This is a genomic window from Actinomadura terrae (assembly GCF_022751215.1).
In the GTDB taxonomy this organism is placed as follows: domain Bacteria; phylum Actinomycetota; class Actinomycetes; order Streptosporangiales; family Streptosporangiaceae; genus Spirillospora; species Spirillospora terrae.
On sequence record NZ_JAICDG010000001.1, the window covers coordinates 593153 to 605386 of the forward strand.

Below are 12234 nucleotides of genomic sequence, written 5' to 3' on the forward strand. Positions count from 1 at the left end.
AGGGGGCGGGCGACACGACGCTCAAGGTCATGGTGAGGTTTACCGTCTGACCTATTTGTGATCAAACTGAATTTTGTCGTTCGGCGTGCCCGATGTTACGTTCCTTGATCTCCCTGGAGGTGATCAAGTGAACATCCGGCGCTCCCTCGCCGTCGCCGCCCCGCTGGTGGCCGTGGCGGCCGGTGTCCCCGCCGTCGCGGCCGCCGCGCCGTGGACGGCCCCCGAGAAGGCGGAGCCCGCCTCGGCCGCCCGCGCCGCCGCCCCGAACCTCGGCGACTTCGACCTGCGCGCGGGCTCCGACCGGAGCACGCCGCTGAAGGCGCTCGACAAGAAGCTCGACAAGAGCGGCGTCGGCGCGCTGCTCAACGCCACCGGCCAGCGCAAGCTCGGCGGCGGCTGCGGCAGGGCGGCCGGTGTGCCGTCCGACTCGGTCGTGTACTGCTGGAACAAGGAGGACGCCGCGACCTCCAAGTGGATCCCGCAGGGCGTGTCGAGCGTGTCGGACGCCACCGCCGACGAGACGTGGGGCAAGGGCGGCAAACCGCTCCTGGTCGCCTGGTACGCCAAGAGCGGCGTCAGGCTGACGTTCGTCAACCCCGCGAAGCGCACCTACCGGCACGTCCTGCTCGTCTACCCGACGATGAAGGACGGGAAGGCGACCTACACCGACATCGGCATCCACGCCGGCGGCATCGCCTGGTTCGGCAACAAGCTGTACGTCGCCGACACCCGGGCGGGCCTGCGCGAGTTCGACATGACGCAGATCTACGACCTCGGCAAGAGCAAGGCCGGGACGACGAAGAAGAAGGGCTGGGTCGGCCTGCACGGAAAGACGTACTACGGCCACGGCTACCGCTACGTCATGCCGCAGACCGGAAGCTGGCAGCACGTCAAGGGCAAGGCGCCTTTGAAGGACTGCAAGGGCAGCGGTTCGCTGCGCACGTCCTGGGTGTCGGTCGACCGCACCGCGCGGCAGCAGCCCGCGCTGATCGCGGGCGAGTACTGCGCCACGGCCAGCCCGAAGGGGCGCGTCGCGACCTGGCCGCTCAAGGTCGGCACCGGCCTCGTGGGTTCGGGCGGCGTCGCGCACGCCACCTGGGCCGCGACGCTCCCGGACAAGAAGATCCAGGGCGGCGTCCGGTCGCACGGCTACTGGTGGTTCACGCACAACGTCGACACCACCACGGGCGCCAAGCGCGGCCAGCTGCTCGTCACGAGCCACGACGGCAGGAAATGGGGCGACGTCGTGCGGCGCACCATCAGCTACGGCCCGGAGGACCTGTCCTGCTACCGGGGCCAGCGCCGCATCTGGACGGTCGCCGAGCACGCGAACAAGCGCGCACTGTGGGGCACGCTGGAAGAGCCCTGCAACCGAATGTGACCCCGCATTCATGAATGGCCGGTACGCGGTTTCCGCGTACCGGCCATTCGCCTCTCTCAGACGTTTATCACGGGGAGTTCGACCGCCTTCTCCCTCTCCCTGACAGGACGGCGCTCGATGGCCCGCCCCAGTGCGACCGTGCCGAGCGCGGCGACGGCGAGCGCGACGCCGATCCAGGCCGTCGCCTCGTACCCGGCGCCCGCGTCCAGAGCCAGCCCGCCGAGCCAGGGGCCCACGGTGATGCCGACGTTGAACGCCGAGACGTTCACCGCCGCCGTGAGGGTAGGGGCGCCGTCGGTCAACGCGAACACCCGCGTGTTCAGCGTCGGGTTCGTCGCGAACCCGAACGCGCCCAGCAGGAACACCAGCGCGATCACCGGCACCGGCGACCCCATCGTCAGCGCCAGCAGCGCGGAGACGGCGGCGAGGCTGCCGATCCCCACGTACAGGGTCGGGACGGCGCGGGTGTCGGCGGTCCGCCCGCCCGCGGTGATGCCGATCAGCGCGCCCACCCCGTACACCGCGAGTACGGCGGGGACCCACCGCTCGGCCAGGCCGGTCGTGTGCGTCAGCAGCGCGCCGAGATAGCTGAACGTGACCAGCAAAGCGCCGGTGGACAGCGACGTCGTCGCGTACGCGAGCCACACCCGCGGCGTCGCCAGCGCCCGCACCTCGTCCCGGACGCGCGGCGCCCGGCCCTCCCGGCGCCCGGCCGGGACCGTCAGCGCCACCGCCGCCATCGACGCCGCCGACATGGCCGCGACCGTCCAGAACGCCGCGCGCCACCCGAGGTGCTGGCCGATGACCGTCCCCAGCGGAAGCCCGACGATGGTCGCCAGCGTGAGCCCGCCCGCGACGATCCCCATCGCCTTCCCGCGCGCGCCCTCCGGCACCAGCCCGACCGCCACCACCGCCGCGACCGCCCAGAACCCCGCGTACACGAACGCCCCCGCGACCCGCGTCGCGAACAGCACCCCGTACCCGGGCGTCAGCGCACCCGCGACATGGCTGAGCGCGAACAGCGCCAGGAACACCAGCAGCGACCGCCGGTGCGGCCAGCGCAACGTCAGCACGGCCAGCACCGGCGCCCCGACGAGCATCCCGATCGCGAACGCCGAGATCAGCAGCCCCGCGCGCGGCACGGACACGCCGAGGTCCCCCGCCATCTCCGGCAGCAGCCCCGCGAGCATCAGCTCCGAGGTCCCCTGCGCGAAGATCGCGAGCCCCAGCACATAGACGGCCCGTGGCATCCGGCCCTCACCTCCTGTTTTAGATCGATCAGTTCAAAATCTGGACGTGAAAAAGGGCGGCCGATGCCGCCGTCGTTCTTTCAGAGCGCGGTCATCGCCGTCTCCGCGATCCCCGCGAGGGTGTCGTGCCCCGCGCCTCCACTGGCCGCGACCCGCATCCCACTGACGACCGTGACGATGTAGTGCGCGAGCGCCGTCGCGTCCCGTCCCGCGTCGATCTCCCCGGCCCGCATCCCCGCCTCGATCGTCGCCCGCAGCGCCTCCAGTCGGCGCCGCTGGTCCCGTTCCACCATCGCGGCGATCACCGGGTCGCGCGGCACCATCTCCACCATCGCGTTCACGACCAGGCACCCGACCGGATCACCGGTCTCGAGGTCGGCCGTCTGCAACAGCAGCGTCCGGAGCTTCTCCTTCGCGGAACCGTCCTCGTCGAGCAGGTCGAGGAGCCTGCCCGTCCGCTCGTCCATGTAGTGGGCCAGCGCCCTCACGAACAGGTCGTGCTTGCTGCTGAAGGTGTTGTAGACGCTGCTGCGCCCGAGCCCGGTCGCCTCGCACAGGTCGCGGGTGGACGTCCCCTCGTACCCGGCCGTCCAGAACGCTCGCATCGCGGCGTCCAGCGCCCGCCCCTCCTCAAACGCCCGTGGTCTGGCCATACCGCCAACCGTAACAATAAAAAACCGATCAGTCCAAAACTCGTCACGTCACCAACTGGACGATCTTCGGCCGGTCGCCCGGCCGCGCCACCACCGCCCACCCCCGGGGCAGGGCCTCCGCAAGGGACGGAACGCCCCAGGCCGCAGCCTCCCAGCCGGTGCAGTCGCCGGTCAGCACGGCCGGGGCCGCGAGTTCGCGGAGCTTCTTCAGCAGGGGCTCCTCGTGTGCCCCCGAGGTGGCCTGGTGATCGAACATCACGAGGTGGAAGCCCGTCTGGTGACTGCGCTCCAGCAGCGGGAGGACGGCACTCGTGAGATCGTCGTGAAGCCGCCCATCGCGGCCCGCGATCACGAGATAGGTGTCGGCCGTGCGCGAGGGGCCCCGGTTCCGTACCCTCCCCGCGACCTCGTCCAGTAGCGCGGTCGCCTCCGCCTGGGTCTGGGCGTGGCGAAGATACTGATCGGATCCGCCCATGGATTCGCGCTGATCGAGCGTCCGGTCGATGAAGTACACCGGCTTGTCGTCCGCGGGGAGGCGTTTCATGAGCTCACCGAGGACCAGCCGCATCACGATCGTCTTCCCTGTGCCGGGCGGCCCGGCGACCAGCAGATGCGGGTGGACGTCCAGATCGAGCACCACCGGCTCGTCCGCGTCCCCGTGCTCGATTCCGAGCGGCAGGCGTCTTCCGGTGACCGGCGGCAACTCGGTCATGTCGGCGGGGCCGCCTGACGCTTGGGCGAACGTTGCTTCAGCCTGGATGGCCGCGAAGCGCCTCGTGAATCGGGGATGATGCTCCGACAGCGCCCGCCGCAACCCCGGCCCTCCGCACAACACGACCACGAGGTCGTCGTTCTCGTCCATCTGCTCCGCCAGGACGTCAACGAGGCGGGAGTCGGCGGCCGACGCCATCGGGTTCGCGTCACGGATCAGCAGCATGCCCGGCCAGCGGGACGGAGAATTGGCCGGAGCGCCGCTCAGCCACCCCTTCAGCACCGTCCACGAGGTCGACATCATCCTGTCCGCGGAGATCACGTCGGAATCGGCGAGCGCCTTCCCGTAAGCCGCCGCCGCCGCTTCGCAGTCCGGCGCGAACGGGCCTTCGAAGATCGCGTGCGGTGGGCTCGACAGCCGGGTCTCGCGCGCGTCGAGCCTCGCCACGATGGGGATCAGCGTCGTCTTGAACGGTGGCGGTACGCCCTGGTACGGGGGCTGTTCGAGTTCGGGTGACCGGATGGTCTCGATGAGGCCCTCCTCGACCTCGATGCGTCGCGGAGGAATGCCGGGGGTGAGGAGATAGGCGGTGTTGTCGCTCGGGAAGGGGAGGGAGGCGCGGCCCATGACCTGTTGGAGTTCGGCCGGTGTCAGGCGGGTGGCCGCGATGCGCCATTTCAAAAGGGGGAGGAAGCGGTGCCAGATCGTGGTGTGTTCGACCGTGGTGGACGACAGCAGCAGGTGGACGCCCAGGGGCTCGCCGCGTTGGGCCAGGGAGAGGAGTGCGTCGGCCGCGTCCCTTCTGCTGGACGGGAAGGTCAGCGACACATCGGCGATCACGAGCAGGCGCCGCGACGGACGGGTGGCGGCGCGCGTCCTCATCTCGTCTTCCAGGAAGGCGAGGAATCGGCGCATCCTGTTCGGGGTGCCCAGCAGTTCTTCATAGGCGTGTCTGCGGTGCGGGAGATCGATCGGCGCGCCCAATGGGTGTTCGCCGAATCCCGCGAAGACGATGCCGAGGTCGGTGGGGGAGTAGTGGAGGACGAGCTGGGTGACGATTTCGCGTACCACCCGCTGTCGTGCCTCTGTCTCGCCGACGACGAGGCCGTGGGGCATTTGCGCGGATGGGGAGAGCGGGTCGAATTCATGCCCGAACGGCCTCGGGTTTCCGGGGGCGGTCTCGAACATTTCCGGATCGGGGGTCAGGACGTCGCGGGTCTGCGGGGTGACCAGGGCGAAGTGGTCGGTGTCGGTGGTGAGGGTGAGCGGGCCGCCGTCGCGGGGGAGGAGGGCGCGGAAGGTCTCGGCGGACGTTCCGGCCAGGCGTTCGATCTCGGCGGAGACCGCTTCGAGGACGTCGCGGGTGTGCAGGGCCTCGGGGCGCGGGAGGGTGTCGAGCAGCGCTTCGCGGGCGCCGGGGACGAACTCGTAGTGGACGCCGCCGACCGGCCGGAGCAGGCCGCTGAGCAGGACCTCCGCGAGTTGCCCCGGGCCTGAGCCGCCCAGGACGCGGTGCTGGATCAGCCGCATCACCGGCAGGGACGGGACGGACACGGCGACGTGCGTGGCGAGTTCGGCGGCGGCCGGGGACGCGGCGGCCAGGAAGCGGTGGACGCGCTCGCCGACCGGTAGCTCGCGTTCGCGGCGGACGGGCGCGCCGCCGGGCGGGTGGGACGACAGCGTCGCGATGGCGGCGGGTTGCGGGCCCGCGCCGGAGACCAGGCGGGCCCACGCAGCGAACCAGTGCGGCGCGACCTCCAGCACCGGGACGGGGACGCCCGCCGCCACGCCGCCGTCGTAGGGGGTGAACAGCAGGTCGGTGTTGGGCGCGCCGGGCCGGGGCAGGACGGCGAGGCCGGGTGTCACGGGTGCGGCGGTGCGGCGCCAGAGGCGTTCGGACAGCGGTTGGACGATCGCGGTCGGCCCGGCCCGCGCCCACCGGCGGACGGCGCGCGCGGCCCGCCCGTCCCACCAGTGCGGGCCCGAGCAGTCGGAGAGGACGAGGACGGCGTGGCGGCCCGACGGGTCCAGGAGCGTGGCGGGGTCGCGGCGGGGCGCCCCGGGGGCCGAGGAGACGCGGCCGGTGGTGTCGAGGTGGCCGACGTGCACGTCCTGGAAGGAGCCCTGGCGGACGAGCACCTCGGCGAGTTCGCGGGCGAGGGGGCGCCAGAGCCGCATCGAGGGGCCGCCGTCCACGACGAGGCTCAGCGTCAGCCAGCGTTCGGGCGCGGGCACGAGGACGGGCGTCCAGCGGCCGGTGTCGGCGATGCGGGCGGCGGTGGCCTCCTCGTCCAGTTCGAGCCGGTGCCGGGACGGGACGCGCCGCTTCAGCGGACGCAGCGCGCGCTGCACGCCCCGGGGGTCCGCGAGCATCGGCGCCGTCGGGACGAGGATCTCCGTGGCCGTCGTGCCCCCGGGTTCGGCTGCGGCGGCGGGTCGCGGGTGCAGCGCCGTGCGCGGGGGCGGGGCGTCCGGCGCGGTGAGGGGCGCCGGCAGGTCCGCGAAGGGCTCAACGGGAGGCGCAGGCGGCGGCGCGGGCGCGGTAGGGGAAGGCTCCGGTTTCTCGTCCGAAAGGGAAAGGTGGCAGGCCAGCCACAGGATCTCGCTCAGCTCCTGGGCGTCCGGCCTCAGCCCGACCGCCGCCAGGACGTCGCGGAACCGGTCGAGGTCACTCGTCATCCGCCGGGCCCGTCAGATAGGGCATGACGCGGTCGGCGAGGGCGCGGCGGTCGGCGGCGCCCGCGTGGCGGCACAGGTACACGGCGTTGAGGAGTTGGTCGGTGGCGAGCGTCCCGGCCGAGGCGCGCTCGAAGAACCGGCGGACGAGGTCGTCGCTGTCGTCGGCGAGCGGGCCGAGGTGCTCGCGGACGATGGCCGCCAGCTCCGCCTCCCCCGACGGCTGCCGCAGCTCCACGCTGACGCAGCGCCGCAGGAACGCCGGGGGGAACTCGCGCTCGCCGTTGCTGGTCATCACGACCAGCGGGAACGCGTGGCAGCGGACGGTCCCGCCGGTGACCGCGACGCGCGGCCCGTCGGCGGTCATCACCTCGGCGGACGGGTCGGCGCGGCGGGACAGCTCCGGGATCTCGTACTCGCCCTTCTCGAAGATCGTCAGAAGGTCGTTGGGCAGGTCGATGTCGCTCTTGTCGATCTCGTCGACGAGCAGCACGCGGGGGCGGCCGTAGGGGAGCAGGGCGGTGCCGAGGGGGCCGAGGCGGATGTAGCGGCCGATGTCCTCGTCGGCGGGGGCGTCGTCGCGGCCCGCCGCGTACAGGCGGGTCAGCGGGTCGTACTGGTAGAGGCCGTCGCGGAGCGTCGTCCGGCTGGTGATGGGCCAGTGCAGGACGGGCCCGAGCCGCAGCTCGTGGGCGACCGCGTAGGCGAGCGTCGACTTGCCGGTGCCGGGCGGGCCGGTCACCAGCAGCGGGCGGCGCAGGTACAGCGCGGCGTTGACCTGCTGGACGGCGTCGTCGGACGGCCGGTACGTCCGCGCCTGGTGCGCGTTCCCCGACGGCCCGGACGGCGGCGGCAGCACGGGCCCGCCGTCGAACGCGCGCCACGGCGGGGGCGGCGGCAGCCGTTCGACGGCGTCGTGGGGGTGACGGCTCCCGGTGTAGAGCAGCCAGTCGGGCACCTAGGCCTCCATCGCGAGCGGGGGGTCGGGGAAGCGGGACGGATCGTCCCACAGCAGTGTGAGGTCGCGGCCGCAGTGCGGGCTGTCGCGGGGCGCGGTGAGCGCCTTCTTGCGGAGCGTCAGCGCGAGGCGCGGCAGGTCGCCGGGGTGCTCGCGCTCGACGGCGGCGGTCAGCTCGGCCAGGACGCGGTGGCCCCGGCAGTCCTCGTGCGTGGCGGCGTCGCAGGGCGTCCGCGTCCACAGCATGACGGGGACGCCGTTGTTGAGCGCGGCGGTCAGCCACGACTTGACCGGGCGCGACCCGTAGACGAGCACGCAGTAGTCGGTGTTGGCCTCCAGCAGGTCCTGGAAGGCGCTGCCCTTGCGCGGCGCGTCGCAGTGGATCGGGCGCGGCTCGCTGCGGCCCCGCTCGGTGAGCAGCCGCCAGCGCCGGTGGGCCTGGTCGAGCCGGAACGAGCTGGGGCGCAGGCGCTCCACGTCCCGGACGACGACGGGGTACTTGCGCATCTGGATGCCGTGGGCGCGGTCGACGTACCACTCCTCGAACGGCCTGCCGAGCCATGTCTCGGGGACGGCGAACTCGATCATCCAGTCGCGTCCGAACAGGGCGGGCGCGAGGTCGGCGACGCCCTTCTCGACGGCGTTCCGCACGCGGTCCCTCGTGACGCGCTCGGTCGGGAGGGACGGGCCCTCCCGGCCGTCCGCCCAGGTGTGCAGGGTGAGGTCGTACACGTCGCCGTGCGTCAGCCGCTCTAGCCGGACGATCACCGACGCGGGTTCGCCGCTCGACCTCGGCGCCGGGGCGCCGAGGTGGCGCCCCGTCCAGGACGCCAGCCGGTTCCGGCGGTCCTCGGGCAGCCGGGGGGCGAGCGCCGCCAGGTAGCGGGCGAGGTGCTCCTGCGACCAGCCCTCGGCGACGTGCCGCACCGCGCCCCACGCCGACCGGAACCCCTCCAGCGGCGGGCGCCCCACGACCCGCGCGAGGTCGGTCGCGAGCGGGTCGGTGAAGCGGACGCCCTCCAGCAGCCCGCGCAGGTCGCGGCGCGCCTCCGGGGTCAGCCAGGTCAGCGGCAGGAGGTCGTCCAGCTCCTCGAAGTAGTGCCGGATCCGGGTGACCGGCAGCATCCAGCCGAGCCCGGCGCGGCCCTCGCGGATCTCGGCGTTCGTCACCATCCCGACGACCTCGTGGGTGTCGAGGTCGTAGACCGCCGACCCGCTGTACCCGCGCTCCAGCCAGTCGCCGGGGCCGGGCTTCAGCTCCCACCACTCGTCCCGCATGCTCCGCTGCGCGCGGGTCGTCACGGTCGCGTGCCGCTCGCCCCCGTCGGACCGCGCCGGGAACCCCCAGACGCCGAACTCCCGCCTGGACGCGCCGCGCAGGTCGTCCGGCGCGGCCAGCCGCGCGGGCCGCCGCGGAACCGGCGCGTCCAGTTCGAGCACCGCGACGTCGCCGAGGTCGCCGGGCGCGTTCCAGTCCCCGCACGGGACGACCCGGGCGAGGTCGCCCGCGTCCGCCGTCCCGGAGAATCCGACGTGCGCCTCCTTCAGATTCCGGACGCTGTGCGCGCAGGTCAGCAGCCGGGTCGGGGAGATCAGGAACGCGGCGCCGAGCCTGCCGCCCTCCGGCCGGCCGACCCACGCGCGCCATTCCAAGCCGTCCACGATGGGACTAGTCCTCTTCCGCGGCCCCGGCCCCCGGCGCCACCGGATCGCCCCAGGTCATCTTGACCTTGAGCTGCCCCTCCACCGACGTCTTGGCGATGACGGCCCCGGCCGCGGCGTTGAGCTTGACGCCGAACTCCAGTTCCAGCGCGTCCGGTCGCAGGTCGCCGCCGCGCAGGGTCGCCAGCGCCGACTCCGCCGCGCCCCGGACGCTGCGCAACGCGTCCTCGAACCTCTCCTGAGCGTCGCGGATCAACCCGTCGCCCACCGACACCGACTCGAACCCGGGCTCGTCCGGGTCGCTCTCGACGACCACGGTGCCGTGCTCGGTCCGCCAGCGCACCAGTTCGTTCACGCCCACCCTCTCCGTCCGGTGGCCAATGTAACAAGATCAGCCGGGGTGGATACGGTGCGTCGGTGAACCACGGCCACAGGAGGTCACAATGATCACGGTCGACGACGTACGGCGGCTCGCGCTGACCCTGCCCCGCACCTCCGAGCACCTGATCAGGGACCGGGTGAAGTTCCGCGTCGGCTCCATCGTCTACGTCGCCTTCTCCCGGGACGAGACCGTGATGGGCTTCGCGTTCCCGAAGGAGGAGCGCGACGCGCTCATCGCGTCCGAGCCCGCCAAGTTCCATCTGCCGGAGGAGTCGTCGCTGCGGTTCAACTGGGTGCACGCGTGGACGTCCGCGCTCGACGAGGAGGAGATGCGCGAACTCGTCACCGAGGCGTGGCGCATGGTCGTCCCGAAGAAGGTCGCCGCCGCGCGCCTCGGCTCCTAAGGTCCTAGGGCCTGAACGTCAGCGGCGTGCCGCTCGGGCAGGCCACATGGTGCGGCCTCGGCGGGGCCTCCGCCGCGACGACCGTCAGCTCGAAGCAGCGCCGCATCGTGACCTGCTCGGTGCCGAAGGCGTCCCCGCGCGCCCTGCCGGACGTCCGGATGACCAGCGCCGTCCCGCCCGGGACGGACGTCGCGCGCAGCACCTCGACGCCCCGGACCTCCGCTACGAGGCGCCCCGCGTCCGCCGGAGGCCCGCCCGCCGCCCTCGCGGCGGCGGCACGCGCGTTCTCGCGGGCCCGGTCGCTGGCCTGCCGCTCGGGCGAGGGCATGAGCCCGCATCCCGCGATGAGGAGCAGGGCGACCACGATGCCCAGACGTCGGCGCACACGCCCATCATGACAGCCCCCCCGCGCACGCCGATATCCGCGTTGGTACTCAGATCCGCGGTCGCCCGCCGACAGGGCCTCGGCGGTCAGGCGCCAGCGGGTTGGACCTCGGCCTCGCGCTCGGCGGGCGCCGTCCCCGCCGATCCGTCCGGCTCGGGGTCGGACGGCGCGTCCGGCCGCGGCCGCCCCCACGCGGTCGCGACGGCGAGGCACACGAACGGCAGCGCGGGCATCAGGTACCGGTAGTCGAAGTCGGTGGTCAGCGGCGGGACGGCGAGCAGCGCCGTCCCCGTCAGCCACAGCAGCCCCGCGCCGCGCCGCGCCCGCCGCAGCGCCATCCCGGCGAGGCCCGCCAGCAGCATCACGCCCAGCATCAGCCCCCGCACGTGCACGACCGACTGGTAGCCGCGGATGATGTCGGCGAACGGGCTCACGACCCGCGTCCGCCCCGACCCGTGCTCGTAGTCCTTCACGACCGACAGCCGGTCCCCGCCGCCGATCACCGGCAGCGGGCGCATCCGGTCGGGCCGGACGGGGAAGCGGTACTTGTTCTCGGTGCCCGGCTGCGGATACGGGCTGCGGTGCCAGGTGAACGTCCGGCCGAAGAAGTCGTACGTCACGACCCGCACGTAGTCGAGCGGCTGGTTCCCGATCGCCCACACCGCGAACCGCTGGGCCCGCGCGTTGACCTCCGGGTCGAACGGGTGGCCGTCCCGCCAGCCCGTCGGCGAGTTCGCCTCCCACACCTGGTGGGACGAGGCGGGCCGGTCGTCCGGCGCCCCGTACGGGCACAGCGAGGCCAGGTCGGGCGGCGGCCGGAACGTGTCGCAGTCGGCGAACGCGGAGGTCCTGCCCCACAGGAAGATCCCGTCCGTTCCGGACAGCGCGAAACGTCCGTGGTCGTGGTGGTACCACATCGCGTATCCGCCGAGCGGCAGCGCGAACGTGACCGCGAGCGCCGCGTGCACCGGCCACCGCGTCCGCCGGACGAGCAGGTACAGCACCGCGAGCACGATCAGCGGCAGCCCGACCGTCCGGGTCACCGCGGCCATCCCGAGCAGCGTCCCGGCGAGCGCCGCCCGCCGCCACCCCGTCGCGCCCGGCCGCGCCAGCAGCAGCACCGCACCGAACACCAGCACCGTGAACAGCGTGTCCGACAGCAGCAGGTGTTCGAGCTCGATCTGGTAGCCGTCCAGCAGCACCGGCGCGAGCGCCAGCGCCGCCCAGTGCCGCCGCAGCCGGAAGTCGCGGACGAGCGCCCGGTACCCGAACGCCGCCATCACCACGACCGCCGCGTGCTGCAACCCCGTCACCAGGTACAGGCTGTGGAAGGGCCGCAGCAGCCACAGCGCGAGCCCGTACCCCTCCGACCGCAGCGGATGCGGGAACGGCGCGTTCGCGATCCGCACGTAGTCGTAGCTGTCGTTGAACCACAGCGTCGGCGGGTACCCGAGCATCGCGACCAGCCGGAGCAGCACGCCCGCGAGGAGCAGCGCCGAGAACAGCCGGTTACCCCCGATGGCGGCCCGGACGGGCTCGGCCTTCGGCCATCTGGCCCTGGGAGGGGTTGGCGACACGGGACCCTAACTGTGGACGTGCGGCTGACGGATGCTGAACCGGAGGCCGCCACCGCGGGCGGTCGGCCTCCTATGCGGTTGTCGGCTACCTCTGCGGTCGTCGGCTGCGGCGACGGCGCGGCGAACCGGGGAGGTGCGGGCCGACCGTCCGCCCGGTTCCGCTCCCAGGGTTCGTCACCGCGTCCGCCCACGCGA

At 72.9% G+C, this 12234-nt stretch carries 10 protein-coding genes; 2 read left to right on the top strand and 8 right to left on the bottom strand.

What is annotated here, in order from left to right:
* Nucleotides 1-127: 127 nt before the first annotated feature.
* Nucleotides 128-1381, top strand: a complete 1254-nt coding sequence (locus tag K2F47_RS02545; protein ID WP_242901015.1) for a hypothetical protein — start codon at nucleotides 128-130, stop codon at nucleotides 1379-1381.
* 56 nt (nucleotides 1382-1437) lie between these two features.
* On the opposite strand, the gene K2F47_RS02550 is transcribed toward K2F47_RS02545, so the two are convergent.
* The 6 genes from K2F47_RS02550 to K2F47_RS02575 form a co-directional block, all read right to left on the bottom strand.
* Complete coding sequence (locus K2F47_RS02550; protein ID WP_242901016.1) at nucleotides 1438-2631, bottom strand: Cmx/CmrA family chloramphenicol efflux MFS transporter; 1194 nt, start codon at nucleotides 2629-2631, stop codon at nucleotides 1438-1440.
* Between the two features lie 80 nt (nucleotides 2632-2711).
* Nucleotides 2712-3284, bottom strand: a complete 573-nt coding sequence (locus K2F47_RS02555) for a TetR/AcrR family transcriptional regulator (RefSeq protein WP_242901017.1) — start codon at nucleotides 3282-3284, stop codon at nucleotides 2712-2714.
* Nucleotides 3285-3327: 43 nt separating this feature from the next.
* On the bottom strand, nucleotides 3328-6675 hold the full coding sequence (locus K2F47_RS02560) for an SAV_2336 N-terminal domain-related protein (RefSeq protein ID WP_242901018.1): 3348 nt from the start codon (nucleotides 6673-6675) through the stop codon (nucleotides 3328-3330).
* Entirely contained in the window at nucleotides 6665-7630 is a 966-nt protein-coding gene (locus K2F47_RS02565; protein ID WP_242901019.1) for an AAA family ATPase, read from the bottom strand. Before K2F47_RS02565 ends, K2F47_RS02560 begins: the two co-directional genes overlap by 11 nt.
* Nucleotides 7631-9292 carry a VMAP-C domain-containing protein gene (locus K2F47_RS02570; protein ID WP_242901020.1) on the bottom strand — a complete coding sequence of 554 codons (1662 nt, stop codon included), beginning with the start codon at nucleotides 9290-9292 and terminating at the stop codon, nucleotides 7631-7633.
* Between the two features lie 7 nt (nucleotides 9293-9299).
* Nucleotides 9300-9647, bottom strand: coding sequence for a CU044_2847 family protein (locus K2F47_RS02575; RefSeq protein ID WP_242901021.1), 348 nt, complete (start codon nucleotides 9645-9647; stop codon nucleotides 9300-9302).
* Between the two features lie 88 nt (nucleotides 9648-9735).
* On the opposite strand from K2F47_RS02575, the gene K2F47_RS02580 reads away from it, so the two are divergent.
* Nucleotides 9736-10077, top strand: a complete 342-nt coding sequence (locus K2F47_RS02580) for an MmcQ/YjbR family DNA-binding protein (RefSeq protein ID WP_242901022.1) — start codon at nucleotides 9736-9738, stop codon at nucleotides 10075-10077.
* Nucleotides 10078-10081: 4 nt separating this feature from the next.
* Here K2F47_RS02580 and K2F47_RS02585 read toward each other — a convergent pair whose 3' ends face one another.
* Together K2F47_RS02585 and K2F47_RS02590 are read right to left on the bottom strand one after the other, a co-directional pair.
* On the bottom strand, nucleotides 10082-10462 hold the full coding sequence (locus tag K2F47_RS02585) for a hypothetical protein (RefSeq protein WP_242901023.1): 381 nt from the start codon (nucleotides 10460-10462) through the stop codon (nucleotides 10082-10084).
* 86 nt (nucleotides 10463-10548) lie between these two features.
* Nucleotides 10549-12039, bottom strand: a complete 1491-nt coding sequence (locus K2F47_RS02590; RefSeq protein ID WP_242901024.1) for a hypothetical protein — start codon at nucleotides 12037-12039, stop codon at nucleotides 10549-10551.
* Nucleotides 12040-12234: the final 195 nt, after the last annotated feature.